This is a genomic window from Streptomyces sp. SD15, assembly GCF_054462255.1.
Map to the genome: position 1 here is coordinate 1 of NZ_JBTLMO010000044.1, position 20,371 is coordinate 20,371.

At 69.5% G+C, this 20,371-nt stretch carries 14 protein-coding genes and 2 pseudogenes; 10 read left to right on the forward strand and 6 right to left on the reverse strand.

Annotated features, from left to right (window positions below):
- The coding region (gene dnaK, locus ACX28W_RS32950; RefSeq protein ID WP_459003669.1) for a molecular chaperone DnaK at nucleotides 1-1,131 on the reverse strand (1,131 nt) is incomplete at its 3' end.
- 354 nt (nucleotides 1,132-1,485) lie between these two features.
- Here dnaK and ACX28W_RS32955 point away from each other — a divergent pair.
- On the forward strand, nucleotides 1,486-2,577 hold the full coding sequence (locus ACX28W_RS32955; protein WP_459003671.1) for an amidinotransferase: 1,092 nt from the start codon (nucleotides 1,486-1,488) through the stop codon (nucleotides 2,575-2,577).
- A gap of 156 nt (nucleotides 2,578-2,733) precedes the next feature.
- On the forward strand, nucleotides 2,734-2,910 hold the full coding sequence (locus ACX28W_RS32960; protein ID WP_459003673.1) for a hypothetical protein: 177 nt from the start codon (nucleotides 2,734-2,736) through the stop codon (nucleotides 2,908-2,910).
- Nucleotides 2,911-3,051: 141 nt separating this feature from the next.
- Here ACX28W_RS32960 and ACX28W_RS32965 read toward each other — a convergent pair.
- Nucleotides 3,052-3,180: pseudogene (locus ACX28W_RS32965) on the reverse strand (amidohydrolase); the annotation flags it as partial.
- 594 nt (nucleotides 3,181-3,774) lie between these two features.
- Between ACX28W_RS32965 and ACX28W_RS32970 the strand changes: the two are divergent.
- Nucleotides 3,775-4,749, forward strand: coding sequence for an alpha/beta hydrolase (locus tag ACX28W_RS32970; RefSeq protein ID WP_459003675.1), 975 nt, complete (start codon nucleotides 3,775-3,777; stop codon nucleotides 4,747-4,749).
- Nucleotides 4,750-4,763: 14 nt separating this feature from the next.
- Nucleotides 4,764-5,407 (forward strand): annotated as a pseudogene (locus tag ACX28W_RS32975) (alpha/beta fold hydrolase).
- 232 nt (nucleotides 5,408-5,639) lie between these two features.
- Here ACX28W_RS32975 and ACX28W_RS32980 read toward each other — a convergent pair.
- Together ACX28W_RS32980 and ACX28W_RS32985 are read right to left on the reverse strand one after the other, a co-directional pair.
- A complete protein-coding gene (locus ACX28W_RS32980; RefSeq protein WP_459003676.1) occupies nucleotides 5,640-7,076 on the reverse strand; it encodes a sensor histidine kinase in 1,437 nt (478 codons plus the stop codon).
- Nucleotides 7,073-7,780 (reverse strand): response regulator transcription factor, encoded by a 708-nt coding sequence (locus tag ACX28W_RS32985; protein ID WP_459003677.1) that lies wholly within the window; start codon nucleotides 7,778-7,780, stop codon nucleotides 7,073-7,075. The genes ACX28W_RS32980 and ACX28W_RS32985 overlap by 4 nt, the downstream gene beginning before the upstream one ends.
- A 202-nt stretch (nucleotides 7,781-7,982) precedes the next feature.
- Here ACX28W_RS32985 and ACX28W_RS32990 point away from each other — a divergent pair, with 202 nt between their 5' ends.
- From ACX28W_RS32990 to ACX28W_RS33000, 3 genes are read left to right on the forward strand one after another with little or no spacing between them, the layout of a single operon-like run.
- A complete protein-coding gene (locus ACX28W_RS32990) occupies nucleotides 7,983-9,269 on the forward strand; it encodes a ferredoxin reductase family protein (protein WP_459003720.1) in 1,287 nt (428 codons plus the stop codon).
- A gap of 10 nt (nucleotides 9,270-9,279) precedes the next feature.
- Entirely contained in the window at nucleotides 9,280-9,984 is a 705-nt protein-coding gene (locus ACX28W_RS32995; protein WP_459003678.1) for an FMN-binding protein, read from the forward strand.
- A gap of 1 nt (nucleotide 9,985) precedes the next feature.
- Complete coding sequence (locus tag ACX28W_RS33000) at nucleotides 9,986-10,708, forward strand: FAD:protein FMN transferase (RefSeq protein WP_459003679.1); 723 nt, start codon at nucleotides 9,986-9,988, stop codon at nucleotides 10,706-10,708.
- Nucleotides 10,709-10,778: 70 nt separating this feature from the next.
- Here ACX28W_RS33000 and ACX28W_RS33005 read toward each other — a convergent pair whose 3' ends face one another.
- Together ACX28W_RS33005 and ACX28W_RS33010 are read right to left on the reverse strand one after the other, a co-directional pair.
- Entirely contained in the window at nucleotides 10,779-13,397 is a 2,619-nt protein-coding gene (locus tag ACX28W_RS33005; protein ID WP_459003680.1) for an immunoglobulin I-set domain protein, read from the reverse strand.
- 110 nt (nucleotides 13,398-13,507) lie between these two features.
- Entirely contained in the window at nucleotides 13,508-14,047 is a 540-nt protein-coding gene (locus tag ACX28W_RS33010) for a hypothetical protein (protein ID WP_459003681.1), read from the reverse strand.
- Nucleotides 14,048-14,318: 271 nt separating this feature from the next.
- Here ACX28W_RS33010 and ACX28W_RS33015 point away from each other — a divergent pair, with 271 nt between their 5' ends.
- Genes ACX28W_RS33015 through ACX28W_RS33025 form a run of 3 tightly spaced genes read left to right on the forward strand, consistent with a single transcriptional unit; the run spans nucleotide 14,319 to nucleotide 20,116 of the window.
- Complete coding sequence (locus ACX28W_RS33015) at nucleotides 14,319-15,800, forward strand: family 43 glycosylhydrolase (RefSeq protein ID WP_459003682.1); 1,482 nt, start codon at nucleotides 14,319-14,321, stop codon at nucleotides 15,798-15,800.
- A 32-nt stretch (nucleotides 15,801-15,832) separates the two neighbouring features.
- Nucleotides 15,833-17,278, forward strand: coding sequence for a family 43 glycosylhydrolase (locus ACX28W_RS33020; protein ID WP_459003683.1), 1,446 nt, complete (start codon nucleotides 15,833-15,835; stop codon nucleotides 17,276-17,278).
- Nucleotides 17,279-17,311: 33 nt separating this feature from the next.
- On the forward strand, nucleotides 17,312-20,116 hold the full coding sequence (locus ACX28W_RS33025; protein ID WP_459003684.1) for a beta-L-arabinofuranosidase domain-containing protein: 2,805 nt from the start codon (nucleotides 17,312-17,314) through the stop codon (nucleotides 20,114-20,116).
- Nucleotides 20,117-20,371: the final 255 nt, after the last annotated feature.

A 20,371-nucleotide genomic window follows, 5' to 3' on the forward strand; every position in this document is an offset into this window, starting at 1 on the left:
GATACCGAGGGACAGCGGGGTGACGTCGAGGAGCAGGACGTCCTTGACCTCACCCTTGAGCACACCGGCCTGCAGGGTGGCGCCCACAGCCACGACCTCGTCCGGGTTGACACCCTTGTGCGGGTCCTTGCCGGTCAGCTCCCGCACCAGATCGGTCACCGCCGGCATGCGCGTGGAACCGCCGACCAGGATGACGTGGTCGATGTCGGACAGCTTGATCCCGGCGTCCTTGATCGCGTTGTGGAACGGGCCCTTGCATCGCTCCAGCAGGTCCGCGGTCAGCTGCTGGAACTGGGCGCGGGTGAGCTTCTCGTCTAGGTGCAGCGGCCCCTCGGCGGACGCCGTGATGTAGGGGAGGTTGACTGTGGTCTCGGCGGACGACGACAGCTCGATCTTCGCGCGTTCTGCGGCCTCGCGCAGCCGCTGGACGGCCATCTTGTCCTTGGTCAGGTCGACGCCGTAGTTGTTCTTGAACTGCTTGGCCAGGTGGTCGACGATCCGCTGGTCCCAGTCGTCGCCGCCCAGGTGCGTGTCGCCGTTGGTGGCCTTGACCTCGACCACGCCCTCGCCGATGTCCAGCAGCGACACGTCGAAGGTGCCGCCGCCAAGGTCGAAGACCAGAACCGTCTGGTCGCTCTCCTTGTCCAGCCCGTAGGCCAGGGCGGCGGCCGTGGGTTCGTTGATGATCCGCAGCACCTTCAGGCCGGCGATCTCCCCGGCTTCCTTGGTGGCGGTGCGCTGGGAGTCGTTGAAGTACGCCGGAACGGTGATGACCGCATCCGTCACGTCCTCACCGAGGTATGCCTCCGCGTCCCGCTTGAGCTTCTGCAGCACCCGCGCCGAGATCTCCTGCGCCGTGTACCGCTTGCCGTCGATGCTTCCCGATTCCGGGAACCGCCACTGCGCATCGCCCATGTAACGCTTGACGGAACGCACGGTGCGCTCCACGTTGGTGACGGCCTGGCGCTTGGCCAACTCACCGACGAGCACCTCGCCGTTCTTGGCGAAGGCGACCACTGACGGGGTGGTCCGCGCCCCTTCGGTGTTGGTGATGACGGCGGGCTCTCCGCCCTCCAGCACGCAGACCACCGAGTTCGTGGTGCCGAGGTCGATTCCCACTGCCCGTGTCATGGTCCTTTCCTCCCTCTGCGTCCCACAGCGAGGGCAGATGCCGGCACGTGGCGACGGGTGACTGCCCGGGCCGTTCCGTCGACCGGACCATGGGCATGTGCGCCGTTTCCGGGTGCTGCCACCTGCAGATTCGGGAGCAAACCTCGCTAAGTACAGGGATAAGCTCAGCACCTTGAGCTGTCAAGAAATTCCCCTTTTGGCCTCCTTGAGTGGTTCGATGGGCAATTCGGCGTGCGCCGCGGGGTACAGGCCAATCGAGTGGGCACAGCGGTGGGCAGGACACGCTGCGAACCAGGAGCGCGCACCGGCACACTCGACTCGCTCCGATGCCTGATGACCATGGAGGTGAGCTCCATGAGCACGCCGACGCGTTCGCCGGTCAATTCACACAATGAATGGGACCCTCTGGAGGAGATCATCGTCGGGCGTCTCGACGGCGCGACGATCCCCTCCAAGCATCCGGTCGTGGCCTGCAACCTCCCCTCATGGGCGGCGGGGCTGCAGGGGCTTGCCTCCGGCTTCCGGTATCCGCGCATGCTGATCGAGAGGGCGCAGCAGGAGCTCGATCAGTTCATCACTCTCCTTGAGTCCCTCGGCATCACGGTCCGGCGCCCGGACGCGGTCGACCACAGGAAACGCTTCGGCGCCCCCGACTGGTCATCGCGCGGTTTCTGCAACACCTGCCCGCGGGACAGCTTGCTCGTGATCGGCGACGAGATCATCGAGACGCCGATGGCATGGCCATGCCGGTATTTCGAGACCCACTCCTATCGCCCGATCCTCAAGGACTACTTCCGGCGCGGCGCACGCTGGACCGCGGCACCGAAACCGCAGCTCACCGACGAGCTGTTCGAGCCGGGCTTCCGCGCGCCCGGGCCCGGCGAGCCCATGCGCTACATCCTCACCGAGTTCGAGCCGGTCTTCGACGCCGCGGATTTCGTGCGCGCCGGACGCGATCTGTTCGTCACGCGCAGCAATGTCACCAACCGGATGGGCATCGAGTGGCTGCGCCGCCATCTCGGACCCGGCTATCGCATCCACGAGATCGAGAGCCGCTGCCGCACGCCCATGCACATCGACACGACGCTCGTCCTGCTCGCGCCGGGCAAGGTGATGGTCAATCCCGCATACATCGACGTCGACCGCCTGCCCGACGTCCTGAGTTCGTGGGACGTCCTGATCGCCCCCGAGCCCGACCCGATCGACGACCGCCTGCTCAAGATCACCTCGATGTGCGGCAGGTGGCTCAACATGAACGTTCTCGTGATCGACAACAAGCGGGTGATCGCGGAGCGGCACCACACCGGCATGCTGCGCGCGCTCGAGAAATGGGGGTTCGAGCCGATCCCGTGTGACCTGCTGCATTACGCGCCGTTCGGCGGCTCATTCCACTGCGCAACACTCGATGTCCGGCGTCGCGGCGCGCTTGAGTCGTATGTCAACTGATCGACCGGGCCGTTACCCGGGCACATTTGCTGGGGCGCCTGAGCACATCAACCCGGCGGTCTGCCTGGGACACGAGGTGCGGTGCCGGCTGCTCTCGCCCTGCCCGCTTCGGAGCAGGAGTATGGGATGTGAGGGACCAAAAAAGGGAGACCCGCCATGAAGACCGGAGCCTCGGATTACGACACCTGGCTGTACTCTCACACGCCCTCCCAGGCCGAGGGCGAGCGCGACGAACCGGACGAGCGTGCAGCCATGGAGCAGCACCCGGACGTCCCTAGGACCGAGCCGTCCCAGGCGGAGGGCGAGCGGGTGGACGACATCAGGACCGCATGACCGCAATGAGCCGGACCGGGCGATGTCAGGTCCGGCTCCTGCCGCTCGGTCCCGGGCGTCCGCCCGGAAGGAGATCGCCGCCGCGGCGTCCGCCGGAAGGCCCGACGGCGTCACGCCCAGTCAGTCCGACTGCACATGTGGGAACCCCCCGGCCGCGTCGATGGCCGACGTGAGTCCGAACCTGTTCAGCTCCCGCAGGAAATGACGGGTGGAGGTCTTCTTGTCCTCGCCCTCCAGCACCGGGGCCTTCGCCAGGGTCGAGTAGAGGACATGCGTCATTACTGCGCTCTCACGATTACTGCGCTCTCACGCTCAACCAGACTGAATTCCCGGCGGGCTTTCTGGCCACGCACAGGCCCGGACCTCGGAGACCCGCAACCGCTTCGCCGCCAGGCTATTTCGAGCGCACCTGTGTATCCCGGCAGCGCACCGGATACATTCCGACAGTGCACTGCCTCCCTTACTGTGCGTTGAGGGATCAGCGCCGGTGCACGGGTGGACAAATTCCGGCGCCGTCGAGCCGGTCAAGCCTGTACTGGAACCGGCGGCAGCCGCTTTCGCGGAAGCCAGCGCCAATCCGGCGCCACGGACGAGCGAATTCGCTTCCGAATCAAACTCGGCCTCACGTCGAACTCGGTTTCACGTCAGTCACGGCCGATGCGCCCAGCTGTCCTGTCAGCGCACTGGATTCTTCCTCTCAGCGCACTCCCTTGTTCGTCCGGTCGAACCAGGTTTTTTCGTGCGCTGCGAGAACAGCGACGGTGCGCTGTCAGACCATTCATTCCGGTGCCCCGACTCTAGTGTGGGGTGCGACGCCGGGATATCACCCGGTGTACCCCGAGAACCACGTTCCAGGAGATTCCCATGTCCGACGACCCCGTAGACCCCGTCAAGCCGGTGCTGGAACCGGCGGCAGCCGCTTTCGCGGAAGCCACCGCCAATCCGCCGTACCTGTTCGACCTCGCCCCGGCAGAGGGGCGAAAGGCCGTCGACGAGGTGCAGTCCGGCGACATCGAGAAGCCGGAGATCGACGAGGAGTGGATCACCGTCTCGGGCGGTCCGACGGGCAGCGTCCGGGCCCGTATCGTGAAGCCCGCCGGCGCCGAGGGCACCCTGCCGGTGATCCTCTACATCCACGGCGCGGGCTGGGTGTTCGGCAACGCCCACACCCACGACCGCCTGGTGCGTGAACTCGCCGTCGGCGCGAACGCCGCCGTGGTGTTCCCCGAGTACGACCTCTCCCCCGAGGCCCGCTACCCGGTCGCCATCGAGCAGAACTACGCGGTCGCCCAGTGGGTCGTCCAGCAGGGCGCGACCAAGGGCTTGGACGGTACGCGGCTGGCGGTGGCAGGCGACTCGGTGGGCGGCAACATGACCGCAGCCCTGACCCTGATGGCCAAGGAGCGCGGCGATGTCCCGCTGCTCCAGCAGGTGCTGTTCTACCCGGTCACCGACGCGAACTTCGACACCGGCTCCTACCACCAGTTCGCGACCGGCTACTTCCTGCGCCGCGACGGCATGCAGTGGTTCTGGGACCAGTACACGACCGACGAGGCCGAGCGCGCCCAGATCACCGCCTCCCCGCTGCGTGCCACCACCGAGCAGCTCACCGGGCTGCCCCCGGCGCTCGTCATCACCGGCGAGGCCGATGTGCTGCGGGACGAGGGCGAGGCGTACGCGAACAAGCTGCGCGAGGCCGGAGTGCCCGTGACCGCGGTGCGCTTCCAGGGGATCATCCACGACTTCGTGATGCTCAACGCCCTGCGCGAGACCCATGCCGCCGAGGCCGCCATCACGCTGGCCACCGGCACGCTGCGTACCGCGCTGCACGCCAACTGACGAGGAGGTCGACCATGTCCGGGCACACCACGCCCACCGCGCTGCTCGTCCACGGCGCGTTCGCCGACGCGGCCAGCTGGTAAGGGGTCATCGCGGATCTCCAGAGCCACGGCATCCCCGTCGTGGCGCCGCCGAACCCTCCCCCAACTCTCGGCTTCGCTCGAGCCGGGGGGACCCCCATCGCGGTCTCGCGTCCGAGGTCTACGTCGCGGCGTACGTCCTCGACCAGGGCGAGAGCCTCGGCGAACTGCAAGGGCGCTTCCCCGACTCGCCGCTGGGCGCGAGCCTGAGGCAGTGGACGTATCCCGTCGGGGGCGCCGAGCCCGCCGTCGAGGTCACCATCGTCCCCGAGGCCTTCCCGTCCGTCTTCGCCGCGGACGTGCCCGCCGACGTCACCGAGGTGCTGGCGGTCGCCCAACGCCCGCTCGCCGCCTCGGCGTTCACGGAGACGGCCGCGTCCGCCGCGTGGCGGAACAAGCCCTCCTGGGCTCTCGTGGCCGCCGCCGACCAGGCGATCAACCCCGAGGTCCAGCGCTTCGGCGCGCAGCGCGCGGGCGCGACCGTCATCGAGATCGACGGCGCCTCGCACGCCGTCGCGGTGTCCCGGCCGAAGGTGGTCGCCGAACTGATCCGCGACGCGGTCCGCGCGACGGGCTGAGCGGACGACACAGACAGCCGCGCGGGCGTACTTCCCCCGTAGTACCCCGCGCGGCCCCGGCCGTCCTGCGTTTGTGTCCCGTAGCCCTCGCGCTCATGCGGTCTCCTCGTTACTCGTCGGGTGCCACCGTCCGCGGCACGGGACTCCCGGCGAGGCTAGGGCCTGTCCGGACGACGAACGTGCCCGTCGGCGCGCGGACATCTGCCCAGGAGCGAACACCCGGGCCCGGCGCTCAGTCCGTCCGGGCGAGCGGGATCCTGATCGTGAAGGCCGTCGAGCCCGGGCGGCTGGTCAGTTCGACGGTGCCGCCATGTGCCCGGACCAGTGAGCGGGCCACCGCGAGGCCCAGGCCGCTGCCGCCGCGGTCGCGGCTGCGGGCCTTGTCGACGCGGTAGAAGCGGTCGAAGACCCGTTCCTGGTCGGCGGCCGGGATCCCGGGGCCGGAGTCGGTGACCCGCACCTGGACCGTGCCGCCCGAGACGGACACGTCCAGGCAGACCTTCGTGCCCGGCGGGGTGTGCACGGCGGCATTGGTGAGGAGGTTGTCGAGAACCTGCCGGATGCGCAGGGGGTCGAGGCGCAGCCGCACCGGATCGGGACCGGCCGTCACGGACAGCGCGTGGTCCGGCCGGCCCGCGCGGAAGGCGTCCGCGGCTTCCCGCGCCAGCTCCACCAGGTCGGCGTCCACCAGTTGCAGCGGTGCCTCCACCTCGCCGGCGTCCAGGCGAGCGAGCAGCAGCAGGTCGTCCAGGAGCACGCCCATTCTGGCAGCCTCGGCGCGCAGCCGGGCCAGGTGCTTCTCGCGTTCCTCGGGCTCGTTGGCCGCCGCGTACTGGAAGAGGTCCGCGTAGCCGCGTACCGACATCAGGGGGGTGCGCAGTTCGTGCGAGGCGTCGGCGACGAAGCGGCGCAGCCGTTGTTCGGCCTCCGTGCGGACGGCGAGGGAGTCGTCGATGTGTTCCAGCATGGTGTTGAACGCGGTGCGTAGCTCCTCGACCTCCGGTCCGCCCCGTCCGCCGCCGGCCCGCACCGCGAGGCGGGCCGAGCCGGTCAGGTTGTGCGAGGTGATGCCGCGGGCCGTGTGCGCCATGTCGCCGAACGGCCGCAGGCCGCGCCGTAGCACCGCCCGGCCGCTCACGACGAGTCCGAGCAGCGCGAGCGCGAAGGCGACGACCTGGACGGTGATCAGCTGCCGCATGGTGCCCTGCAGGTCCTCCATGGGTGCCGCGGTGACCAGGACGACCCCGGGCTCGACCTCGCAGGCGCGCAACTTGTACGTGCCCTGCCCGTCGATGGAGGCGTTGCGCAGGGTGTGCGCGGAGGTGACGTCCGGCAGCGTCTCGGCGGCGGCGGCGAGTGCCGCGGTGTCCGCCGGTACGTCGGCGGGCTTGCGGAGTACGGCCGTGCCGTCCGAGAGGTCGTACACGGCGGTGAACCATCCGTAGTACGGCTTCTGCTGCACGGTGCCGTGGGTCTGGGCGTCCTTGGACTGGGCGATCTGGACGAGCTTCATCTGCTCGCCGAGCTGGCGGTCCAGGTAGTCGCGCATGTACGTCGTCAGCGCGGTGCCGACGACCGCGAACACGACGAGCGACAGCACGCCCATCCCCAGGGCCAGCCGGGTGCCCAGGCGCAGCCGGCGGTAGGTCTCCCGCAGCCTGCTGATCACTCGGCGACCAGCCGCACCACGTATCCGACGCCGCGCACGGTGTGTATGAGGGGTGCCCCGCTGTCGCCGCTGTCGTCGAAGCCGTCCAGCTTGCGCCGCAGCCTGCTGACGACCAGCTCGACGACATTGGAGCGGCCGCCGAAGCCGTACTCCCACACATGGTCGAGTATCTGGGCCTTGGTCAGCACGGTCGGTGACTTGCGCATGAGATAGCGGAGCACCTCGTACTCGGTCGGGGTGAGCGTGAGCCGTCGCCCGCTGCGCCGCACCTCCCGGGTGTCCTCGTCCATCGTCAGGTCCGCCACCGTCAGCACGGACCGCTGGAACCCGGGCCCGGCGCTGCGGCGCAGCACGGTCCGCAGCCGCGCCATCAGCTCCTCCACGGCGAACGGTTTGACCAGGTAGTCGTCGCCGCCCCGGGTGAGGCCCGCGACCCGGTCGGCGACGCCGTCGCGCGCGGTGAGGAACACCACGGGCACCATCGTCCCGGACCGGCGCAGCCGGTCCAGGACGGCGAACCCGTCCAGGCCGGGGAGCATCAGGTCGAGCACCACGATGTCGGGGTGGAACTCGGCGGCCCGGCGCAGCGCCTCCTCGCCGGAGTGCGCGGTGACCGCCTCCCAGCCCTCGTAGCGGGCGACGGTCGCGACGAGATCGGCTATGGGAGGGTCGTCGTCCACGACCAGGAGGCGTACTTTGTCCACCCGCTCATAGTGCTTCACCCGGCTCCGGAAGCCATAGCCGCCCACGCCCCTGATCCACATCGATAAACACTTGAAAGTTGACCGACAGGAAAACGACAGCTCAGGCCAGGCAGGCTCGGTGTCCCCGGACCCGAACTAGGAGCTTCCGTCCGTGACGACTGTCGAACGTCTCCAGCCGCCCCCCACGGCGGTACGTCCCAAGGTGGTGGCCCGAGCCGGCCTGTACACCTTGCTGGGCGTGAACGTGGGCGTGGTGGCCGTCTTCTTCTTCCAGTCTCCACTCGACTCGAACGCCCTGCTCCTGCTGGGGCGGCTGGCCGGGCTGTACGGCGCGCTCCTGATGGCCTTCCAGCTGCTGCTGGTCGCCCGGTTGCCGTGGCTCGACCGCCGCATCGGCATGGACCGGCTGACCTCGTGGCACCGCTGGGTGGGCTTCGGTCTGCTGTGGACGCTGATGGCGCACGGAGTGTTCATCACCTTCGGCTACGCCGAGTCCTCGTCGATGGGCCCGGTGGACCAGTTGGTGGACCTGGCCGAGACCGTCGAGGGCGTGCTGCGGGCGATTGTCGCGCTGGTGCTGATCATGGTGATCGGCGCGGTGTCGGCGCGGTTCGCCCGGCGCCGGCTGGCCTACGAGACCTGGCACTTCATCCACCTCTACACCTATGTGGCGGTGGTGCTGGCGTTCACGCACCAGATCGGGGTGGGAACCACCTTCACCACGTCGTCCACGGCCACGACGTACTGGTGGGGCATGTGGGGAGTGGCGCTCGGTTCGGTGTTCCTGGGACGGGTGGCGCTTCCGCTGTGGCGGAACCTGCGCCACCAGCTGCGGGTCTCGGCCGTGGTGCCGGAGTCCGACAACGTGGTGTCGATCTACATGACGGGGCGGGACCTGGACCGGCTGCCCGCGCGGGCGGGCCAGTTCTTTTTGTGGCGGTTCCTCACCAAGGACCGCTGGTGGCAGGCCAACCCGTTCTCGCTGTCGGCCGCGCCGGACGGCCGTACGCTGCGCCTGACCGCCAAGACGGCCGGCGACGGCACCGCCGCCCTGCGGCACATCCCGGTCGGTACGCGGGTCTTCGCCGAGGGCCCCTACGGCGCCTTCACCGCGATGCACCGGACCCGGCCGGACGCCCTGCTCATCGCCGGCGGTGTGGGGATCACCCCGCTCCGGGCGCTGCTGGAGGAGCTGCACGGCCACGCGGTGCTCATCTACCGGGTGGCCACGGACCAGGACGCCGTCCTCTACGACGAACTGCGGGAGCTGGCCCACGCCAAGGGCGCCGTGCTGCACCTGGTCACCGGACCGGTCGTGCCGGACCGGCTGGCGCCGTCGGAGCTCGTCCGGCTGGTGCCGGACCTCACCGACCGGGATGTCTACGTGTGCGGTCCGCCCGGCATGACCGGCGCCGTCCTGCGCGGTCTGCGCGAGCTGGGCGTGCCCAAGCCGCAGATCCACTCCGAGCGCTTCAGCCTGGCTGGATGAGGGGAACACCGTGAAGCGAGTACTACCTGTCCTGGCCCTGTCCGTCGTGGGCCTGGTCACGGTGTGGCGTTACGAACCGTCGACCGCCACGACGTCCACCAGCGAGGTCGCCGAGCCCGCCTCGACGCCTTCCGCGTCCTCGGGCGCCTCGTCCCAGGTCGTCGCGGGCTCGACCGTCGCCACCGAGAAGGGTGACGTGCAGGTCGAGGTGACGTTCGAGGGCTACACGATCGCCTCGGTACGGATGCTGAAGCAGCCGAACCATCCCCAGACCACGGCCGCCGTGCCGAAGCTGATCCAGGAGACCCTCCAGGCGCAGAGCGCCGACATCGACACGGTGTCCGGCGCCACGATCACCAGCGACGGCTACAGGGAGTCCCTCCAGGCCGCCATCGACGGCTTGGCGGCGGCGTCCCCCTCGGCCTCGGCGTCCGCGTCCGCGTCGGCCGACGCCTCGCAGGTCGTCCAGGGCACCACCGTCGCCACCGAGAAGGGTGACGTACAGGTCGAGGTGACGTTCGAGGGCGACACGATCAGCTCCGTACGGATGCTGAAGCAGCCCAACCACCCCCAGACCACCGCCGCCGTACCGAAGCTCGTCCAGGAGACCCTCGACGCGCAGAGCGCCGACATCGACACCGTGTCCGGCGCCACGATCACCAGCGACGGCTACAGGGAGTCCCTCCAGGCCGCCATCGACGCGAAGGGCGCCTGAAGTGCGGCGTGTCGAGCATGTGATGGGGTTTCCGGTCTCGCTGCGGATCGACGACGGGAACGCGCCGGAGGAGGCCGCGGACGCGGTGTTCGCCTGGCTGCGCGAGGTCGACGCGCGGTTCAGCCCCTTCAAGCCCGACAGCGAGGTGTCCCGGCTGGACCGCGGCGAGCTGGAACCGCACGAGCTCAGCCCTGGTCTGGTCGAGGTCCTCGCCCTGTGCGAGGACTACCGGGTCGCGACCCGCGGCGCGTTCCAGGTGCGGCTGCCCGGCCGCGGTCTTGATCCCTGCGCGATGGTGAAGGGGTGGTCGGTGCAGCGGGCCGCGGAGCTGCTGGCGGAGCGAGGGGCGACCAGGTTCTGCCTCAACGCCGGTGGTGACGTGGCCTCGGCGGGCGGTCCGTGGCGGGTGGGCGTACGGCACCCCGAGCAGGCCGACCGGCTGTGCACGGTGCTGGAGATCACCGACGGCGCGGTGGCGACCTCCGCGCGGTACGAACGGGGTGACCACATCGTCGACGGGCGCACCGGCCGTCCGGCGACCGGCCTGCTCAGCATGACCGTCGTGGCCCCGTCGCTGACCGAGGCGGACGCGACGGCCACGGCGGCGTTCGCGATGGGCGCGGAGGGCATCGAGTGGGCCGCCGCGCGGGAGGACTGCGAGGTGTTCGCCGTGGACACCGAGCACCGGGTCTTCCGCACGGCGGGGCTTCCCGTCGCCGCCTGACGGATTCAGGAGTACGCGTACGAGGGCTCCCGGCGTTCTACGGGGAGCCCTCGTACGTCGTACGGCGTCCCTAAGGCGCGTCTGTTCCCCTCAGGTGTCCGCGCCGGTAGAGGAACCAGCCCCCCGCTGTGAGCAGCGCGGCCAGTGCGGCCACGGTCAGGACGGTGACGCCGGTGGCGGCGAGGCCGCCGCCGGCCGTGCTGGTGCCGGAGGTCGCGCCGGTGACGCCGCCCGTGGTGCCGCCGCCGGTGCTGCCGCCCGTCGTGGTTCCGCCGGTGCTGCCGCCGTCCGTACCGCCGGTGTCGTCGTCGCCGTCGTCCGGGTTCTGCCCGACGAAGGTGACGGGCACCCTGACGTCCTGGGTCCGGTCGCCGGAGAGGGTGTGGTCGGCGCGGGTGGCCAGCACGCAGGCCGACTTGAGGCAGTCGGTGTACTCGTCCTTGGCGTCGACGGTGAGTTCGAACTCGAAGGTGCCGCCCGCGCCGTACGGGATGGCCTGGTCCTCGCCGTAGTCCGGCGGGTTGGACGAGATCCACACGGAGCTGTGGGAGGTGCCGGTGGTGTCGGCGCCGCCGACGCAGGGGGTGGGCAGTTCGCCCTCGCCGTTGTCGACGCACAGGGCGACGTAGATACCCTTGTCCTCGTCGTAGCCGGAGCCGGTGACCGTCAGCTTCTGGTTCTCGGTGGCCAGGTTGTCGACCGGGGTGACGGTGAGCTTCTGGCCCTCCGGTCCGGTGACGGTGTCCGTGCCGGACGGCACGTCGTCCCCGTCGCCGTCCCCGTCGCCGCTCCCACCCGTACCGCCGTCGTCATCGGCCTCGGTGACCGTGAGGGTGATCGGCGTGGTGCGGGTGGTGCCGACGGTGTTCGTGAACTCGGCGCGGTACCGGTAGCCGTCGTGCGACGCCTTCGCGGTGAAGGAGTACGTGTTCTTCGTCGCCCCTTCGACGGAGGTCCAGGTCTGGCCGCCGTCGGGGCTGACCTGCCAGCGCACGGTGGGCTCCGGGGTGCCCTCGGCCGCGGCCACGAACGTGACGTCGTCGCCCGGGGTCACGGACTGGTCCGTGGGGGCCTGGGTGACCTTCGGGGACATCCGGCGGTCCAGCTTGATGACCTCGCTCTCCGTCTGGTTCGTGAGGTAGACGGAGGTGGCGCCCGGGGTGACGGCCACGCCGGCGTAGGTGCTGGAGCGGCTGCCCGGCAGGGCGACCGGCTCGGCCGCCTGTTGGAAGGTCGCGCTGTCGTAGGCCTCCAGGGCGCCGACGTTGTCCGCGCCGTCCTGCTCGGCGGTGCCGTAGTCCTCGCGGAGGACGAAGGCCTCCCCGGTCGTCTTGTCGAAGGCCATCGCCGTGGCCTTGTCCTTGCCGGTCAGCGTGGCCAGTTTCTTGCCGTCCTTGTCGAAGACGGTCACCGAGTAGCCGGTGCTCACCCACACGTTGCCGGTCGCCGGGTCCGGCTCGACGAAGTAGACCCACTCCGCCGGGATGTCGACCGTCGTGGTGACCGTGAAGGAACCGGTGTCGACGCGGCGCAGCTTGCCGTCGGCGCCGTCGCCGGACCAGACGGCCTGGTGCGCGAGGTCCACACCGAGCGCGTTCCCGCCGTCCAGGCTGACCGTCCGCTCGACCGCGCCGGTGGCGGTGTCGATCTCGGAGACGACGGGCCCCTGCGCGACCAGCGTGGTGCCGGCCTCGGTGCCGGGGCCGACGCCGGTGACCTCGGCGCCGGTCAGCCAGGCGCCCTTCGCCGCGGTGTCGCCGTCCTTGGCGGTGCCCATGCCGCGCAGCGGGTAGTGGAAGACGACGCCGTCGCCGGGGAGCGGGGCGGCGATCCTGCGGACCACCCGGTTGGCCAGGGTGCCGGTGGACCCGGGGGCCTGCGCGATGTGGCTGAGGAGCTTGCCGTCGTCGGGGTCGAGGGCGTACAGACCCTGCTCGGCCACGTCCGCGGTGTCGAGGATGTTGTCCGAACCGACGTACAGCTTCCCGGAATCGGGGTGCAGCAAGAGGTCCAGCGGCCGGCCGGCGGTGGTGAAATCGGCGGTCCTGACATAGCTGACGGTGCCCGCCGGTACGTCCACGCCGTCGCCGCCGTCATCCCCGTCACCGGGGTCCTGGCCCTCGAAGGTGAGGGGGATGCGGACGTCCTGGGAGCGGTCGCCGGTGCCGTTGTGGTCGACGCGGGTGACGACCGAGCAGGCGATCTGAAGGCAGTCGAGGGCGGCGTCCTTGGCCTTGACCTCGAGCTCGACGTCGAAGGTGCCGCCCTCGCCCCACGGGATGGCAACCGTGCCGGCGCCTTCGCCCGGGGCGCCCGCCGGGATGATCCACTTCGAGGCGCCGCTGTCTCCCGACTGGTCGGCACCGCCGAGGCAGGGCGTGGGGATGCGGTTGTCGCCGTTGTCCTTGCACACGGCGACGTAGATGCCCAGGGTGTCGTCGTAGCCCTCGCCGGTGACACGGAGGGTCTCGCCGTGCGGGTCCAGGTTGGCGGAGGCGGAGACGGAGAGCTTCTGGCCCTCCTTGCCGAGGGCGGTGCGCGGCGTGTCGGCGGCCTGGGCGGCGGAGCCGGCGGTGACGGCCGTGACGGCGGCGGCCACCAGGGCGGCGGCGCCGAGGAGCGCCGCGGGACGTCTGAGCCGGGATCTGACCGGGTCCGGCTCACGCCGGGCCAACGCGTCGTCTGTCATGGGGAGTTCCTCGGTTGTCGGATGCGGCCGAACGCACTCGGGCTGCTGGACGTGCCGGAACGGGCCGGCCGGGACGGCCGGCCCGTGAAACCGGTCGGACCTGCGATCGCCTACGGGAAGGCGATCGGCACGTGCACGTCGTAGTTGCGGTCGTTGGTGTCGAAGTGGTCGGCACGGGTGACGACGGCGCAGGTGACGTCCTCGCCGCAGACGCTGCCGTCGTCGAGCGTGGCCTTGACGTAGATCTGCACGCTGAAGGTGCCGCCCGTGCCGAACTTGGAGCTGTTGGCGAACAGTCCGCCGAAGGTGTTGTTGATCCAGTGCGAGGCCCCGGTCGAGCCGGACTCGTCCTGGCCGCCCAGGCAGGGGGTGGGCTTGGCCGCGCCCTGGGCGCCGCTGACCGCGCACAGGCCGACGTAGATGCCCTGGCTCGTGTTGTAGCCGGAGCCCGAGACGGTGATGACCTGGCCCGCCGCGGTGGCCGAACTCGGCGCGGTCAGCGACAGGTTGTAGGTGGTGCTCCCGTCGGTGATCGTGCGGGTCGAGGTGGCGGCGGAGGCCGAGGTGGCCAGGCCCAGCGTCAGCGCGGCGGAGGCGGCGACGGCGAGACCCGCGCGGGCGGCGGTACGGACGGACGGAACAGCTCTCATGGTGGGCGGAGCACCTTTCTCGGCGACAGGAACAACTTAGGTAAGGCAAACCTAAGTGCAACCTGCCCTCGATTGTCAACACTCGGTAAAGCGCGTCAACCCGTCGAACACGACGGGGAGTTCAGGACGTCTCGACCCGCACGGGCGCGCCAACCGGAAGCGAAACCTGTCCGAAGCGTTGACGTGTCCTTGCCCGAAATCTATGTTCTGGTCGAACCTCCGCACAGCGTTCGCCATTTCGAACACACTTGGCCGTCAAAGGGGACTCGCCGTGTTCCGCACCCGTCATTGGTTCGTCCTGGGGGCAGCACTGCTGGCCCTGCTCGCGTCGTTCGTCACACAGCCCGCCACCGCGGCCGAGGGCAGGCCGTATACCAACCCCGTCAAGTCCCAGAAGGGCGCCGACCCTTGGCTTGAGTACTACAACGGCAACTACTACCTGGTCACCACGTCGTTCACCAACGAGCTGACCATGCGCAAGTCGCCGACGCTCGCGGGGCTCGCCACCGCCCCCAGCGTGCAGATCTGGTCGGACACCACCGCCGGTCGCAACGCGAACATCTGGGCACCGGAGATCCACTTCCTCAACGGCAAGTGGTACCTGTACTACTCCGCCGCGCAGAGCGGAGCCGCCTGCTGCGACACCCAGCGCACCCATGTCCTGGAGAGCGCGGGCACCGACCCGCTGGGCCCGTACACGTACAAGAACATCCTCACCGGCTCCAACCTCAACACCAACGGCTGGCTGATCGACGCCAGCGTGCTCCAGCACAACAACAGGCTCTACCTGGTGGGCAGCGGCTCGATCGGCAGCAGCAGGCAGAGCCTGGTCATCGCGCCGATGAGCAACCCGTACACGCTGAGCAGTTCCACCTTCACCGTCATCTCCAGTCCGACCCTGAGCTGGGAGACCTCCGGCGCCCCGGTCAACGAGGGGCCCGAGCCGCTCTACCGCAACGGCAGGACGTTCCTGGCGTTCTCCGCCAGCTACTGCCAGACCCCGGACTACAAACTCGGGCAGCTCGAACTGACCGGCAGCGACCCGCTCTCCCCCACGTCCTGGACGAAGAAGCAGACCCCCGTCTTCCAGCGCAATGACGCGGCCGGTGTCTACGGTCCCGGGCACAACGGGTTCTTCACCTCGCCGGACGGAACCGAGAGCTGGATCGTCTACCACGCCAACAGCTCCACGAGCGGCGGCTGCGGCAACGGCCGTACCACGCGGGCGCAGAAGTTCACCTGGAACGCGGACGGCACCCCGAACTTCGGCACCCCGACGGCGACGGGCACGACCCTCGCGGGCCCGGCCGGAGAGACCGCGACGACCCCGACGGCCTACACGATCGTGAACCGCAACAGCGGCAAGTGCCTGGACGTCGAGGGCGGCAACACCGCGGACGGCACCAACATCTTCCAGTGGACCTGCACCGGCGGCTCCCACCAGAAGTGGCGGATCGAGGACCGCGGCGACGACACCAGCCGCCTGGTCAACGTCGCCACCGGCAAGGTCATGGACACCGCCAACTGCTCCGCCGCCGACGGGGCGGACCTGCGCCAGTGGTCCTGGCTCGACAACACCTGCCAGCGCTTCCGGCTGGTCTACACCGGGAGCGACCACGTGCGGATCGTGAACGCGAGCAGCGGCAAGGTCGCCGACGTCGCGGGCTGCGGCACGGCCGACGGCACCGACGTACGCCAGTGGACCTGGCTCAACAACAACTGCCAGCAGTGGCAGCTCAAGCCCACCGTCTGACGACACCCGCAGACACAGGAGACCCACGATCCATGAGACGTCTCATCGGCCGCCTGCTGACCGCGGTCCTCGCCACGCTGGCCCTGCTGACCGTCAACGCGCCCGCCCACGCGGCCGCCCCGGCCTCGCCCGCCGTGACCTTCACCAACCCGATCGCCGAACAGCGCGCCGACCCGCACATCTTCAAACACACCGACGGCTACTACTACTTCACCGCGACCGTCCCGGCGTACGACAAGATCGTGCTGCGCCGGGCCACCACGCTCCAGGGGCTGTCCACCGCCCCCGAGACGACCATCTGGACCAAGCACGCCAGCGGTGTGATGGGCGCTCACATCTGGGCACCGGAGATCCACTTCATCGACGGCAAGTGGTACGTCTACTTCGCCGCCGGGTCGACCACGGACGTGTGGGCGATCCGGATGTACGTCCTGGAGACCTCGGCCGCGAACCCGCTGACCGGCACCTGGACCGAGAAGGGCCAGATCGCCACTCCGATCTCCTCCTTCTCCCTCGACGCCACCACCTTCGTCGTGAACGGCGTCCGCTATCTCTCCTGGGCCCAGCGCAATCCCGCCGAGGACAACAACACCAGCCTGTTCATCGCCAAGATGGCCAACCCCTGGACGATCAGCGGCACCCCGGTCGAGATCTCGCAGCCCACGCTGTCCTGGGAGACCGTCGGCTACAAGGTCAACGAGGGCCCGGCGGTCATCCAGCGCGGCGGCAAGGTCTTCCTCACGTACTCGGCCAGCGCCACCGACGCCAACTACTGCCTGGGCATGCTGACCGCCTCCGCCGGCGCCGACCTGCTCGCCCCGGCCTCCTGGACCAAGAGCCAGCAGCCGGTGTTCAAGAGCAACGCGGCGACCAGCCAGTACGGGCCGGGGCACAACTCGTTCACGGTCTCCGAGGACGGCAAGTCGGACGTCCTCGTCTACCACGACCGCAATTACAAGGACATCACCGGCGACCCGCTCAACGACCCCAACCGCCGCACCCGCCTGCAGAAGGTCTACTGGAACGCCGATGGCACCCCCCACTTCGGTGTCCCGGTCGCCGACGGCGTCTCCCCGGTCCGCTTCTCCTCGTACAACTTCCCGGACCGCTACATCCGCCACTGGGAGTTCCGCGCCAAGATCGAGCCGAACGTCAGCAATCTCGCCGACTCGCAGTTCCGCGTGGTGACCGGGCTCGCGGGCACCGGGACCGTCTCGCTGGAATCGACGAACTACCCCGGCTACTACCTCCACCAGAAGAACGGCGAGGTGTGGGTGGAGAAGGACGACGGGACCGCCGCTTTCAGGAACGACGCCGGCTTCTACCGGCGCGCGGGCCTCGCCGACTCGGCTTCCGGCGTCTCGTTCGAGTCGTACAGCTCCCCCGGCCGTTACGTCCGGCACTACAACTACCTGCTCTACGTCCAGGCCGCGGACACGACGACGGCCAGAGCGGACGCGACCTTCTACGCCGAGTAGCGGCCACCCCCACCGAAACGAGGACCCCCGCCCATGACACCGCCTCTGTCCAGACGCACCCTGCTGCGGACCGCGATACTCGTCGCGGCGGCACCGGGAGTCTCCTACGCGGCCACCGGCCGTGCGTCCGCCGTCGCGCTCCCGGCACCGTCCGCCTGGACGGTCCGGCCGTTCGAGCTGAAGGACGTCAGCCTCGGCACGGGCCTGTTCGCCGCCAAGCGCGCCCTGATGCTCGATCACGGGCGCGGCTACGACGTGAACCGGCTGCTCCAGGTGTTTCGCGCCAACGCCGGGCTCTCCACGCGGGGCGCGGTCGCCCCGGGCGGCTGGGAGGGCCTGGACGGAGAGGCGAACGGCAACCTGCGCGGGCATTACACCGGCCACTTCCTGACCATGCTCGCGCAGGCGTACGGCAGCACGGGCGAGCGGGCGTTCGCCGACCGGATCGGCGTCATGGTCGGGGCGCTCACCGAGGTGCGCACCGCGCTGCGGGGCAACCCGGCGGTGCTCGGCGTCGCGGGCAGGTTCGGCACCGCCGCGGAGAACGTCCGGGGCTCCTACCAGTACATGGACCTGCCGGCCGCCGTGCTCGGCGGCGCCTCGGCGATCACCCTGTCCACCTGGGTGAAGCCCACCCACGACGCCAACTGGACCCGGATCTTCGACTTCGGCAACAACAACACCCGCTACCTCTACCTGGCCGCCCGCAACGCGAACGGCGTCCCCCGCTTCGCCATCACCACCGGCGGACCCGGCGCCGAGCAGGGCCTCAACGGCACCGCCGCGCTGCCGCTGAACCAGTGGAGCCATCTGGCGGTGACGATCTCGGGCTCCACCGGCACCCTCTACGTGAACGGCACCGCCGTCGCCCAGAACACGGCGATGACCCTCAACCCCGCGGCGCTGGGCACCCTGGCCAACAACTGGCTCGGCCGCTCGAACTACGCCACCGACCCGGTGTTCGCCGGAGCCTTCGACGAGTTCAACGTCTGGTCGCGGGCGCTGACCGGCGCCGAGATCACCGCGTTGCAGACCGCCCCGGCCGCCTCCTCGTCCGCGGGCCGGGGCAACCTCGCCTCCTACGCCTTCAACGAGACCACCGGCGGCAGCTTCGCCGACGCCTCCGGCCGCGGCCTGACCGCCACCCTGCGCCGCACCTGGGGCGGGCCGAGCCACCCCGGGTTCCTCGCCGCGTACCCGGAGACGCAGTTCATCGAGCTGGAGTCGATGACCGGCGGCGACTACACCCGGGTGTGGGCGCCCTACTACACCGCGCACAAGATCCTGCGCGGGCTGCTGGACGCGTACCTGTACACCGACGACGCACGGGCGCTCGACCTCGCGTCCGGGATGTGCGACTGGATGTACTCGAGGCTGTCCAAGCTGCCGGACGCGACCCTGCAACGGATGTGGGGCATCTTCTCCAGCGGGGAGTTCGGCGGCATCGTCGAGGCGATCTGCGATCTGTACGCCCTCACCGGCAAGGCCGACCATCTCGCCCTGGCCCGGCTGTTCGACCTCGACAAGCTCATCGACGCCTGCGCCGCGAACACCGACACCCTCGACGGGCTGCACGCCAACCAGCACATCCCGATCTTCACCGGACTGCTGCGGCTGTACGACGCGACGGGCGAGCAGCGCTACCTGAGCGCCGCGCGGAACTTCTGGGACATGGTCGTCCCGGTACGGATGTACGGGATCGGCGGCACCAGCACCGGCGAGTTCTGGCGGGCCCGTGGGGTGATCGCGGGGACGATCGGCGCCACGACCGCCGAATCCTGCTGCGCGTACAACCTGCTCAAGCTGAGCCGGATGCTGTTCTTCCACACGCAGGACGCCAAGTACATCGACTACTACGAACGGGCGCTGTACAACCAGGTGCTCGGCTCGAAGCAGGACAAGGCGGACGCGGAGAAGCCGCTCGTCACCTACTTCATCGGTCTGACGCCCGGCCACGTCCGCGACTACACCCCGAAGGCGGGCACCACCTGCTGCGAGGGCACCGGGATGGAGAGCGCCACCAAGTACCAGGACTCGGTGTACTTCAAGAAGGCCGACGGGAGCGCGCTGTACGTCAACCTGTACAGCCCGACCACGCTGACCTGGGCCGAGAAGGGGGTCACGGTCACGCAGACCACGGACTACCCGAGGGAGCAGGGGTCCACGATCACCTTCGGGGGCGGCAGCGCGGCCTTCGCGCTGCACCTGCGGGTGCCGTCCTGGGCGACCGGCGGGTTCCGGGTGACGGTGAACGGCGGTGCGGTGAGCGGGACTCCGGTGCCCGGCGGCTACTTCGCCGTGTCCCGGACCTGGCGCGCCGGTGACACCGTCCGGGTGACCGTGCCGTTCCGGCTACGGGTGGAGAAGGCGCTCGACGACGCCCGGCTGCAGACCCTGTTCTACGGGCCGGTCAACCTGGTGGCCCGCAACGCGAGTACGGGTCACCTTCCGTTCGGGTTCTACCGCAACGCCGCCCTCTCCGGGGATCTGCTGCCCACCCTCACCCCGGTGAGCGGGAAGCCGCTCCACTACACGCTCGACGGCACCGAGTTCGCGCCGTTCTTCGAGGGGACCGAGGACCCGACCCACGCCTACTTCCGGCGGACCGAGCCCAAGGTCGTCTTCGGGAACACCGACTCCGGTGTGGCCAATCCGGCCAAGACGGAGGGCACCACGCTTCTCGACGAGATCTGGGCCGGGGCTCCGTTCAACGACAAGGCCGCGCTGGTCTCCCGGGTGCGGAGCACGGTGAACGCCTGGGTGTCCGCCGGTCTGCTCGGCCAGGCGGACGGCCAGAAGGTGGTGGACACAGCACAGAACGCGTCGTACGCACCCTGACGCCGACCCGAACGGATTCAGCCACGGCCCGGCCGCTCTCGCGGCCGGGCCGTGCTGTTGATAATGAGCCAACCTACCGGCCAGTACAAATCGTGGCTATTCAGACTCAAGTGCCGCATCCAACCCTTTTGACCGGCGCGTATTTTGATTATGAGAAGGGGAACTGCTGAAGGGTTCAATTTACATCGAGGGAAACAATGCGTTTCCATGTTGCCCGATCATGGCGCGAAACTGACGGAGCGTCAGCCACCTTGT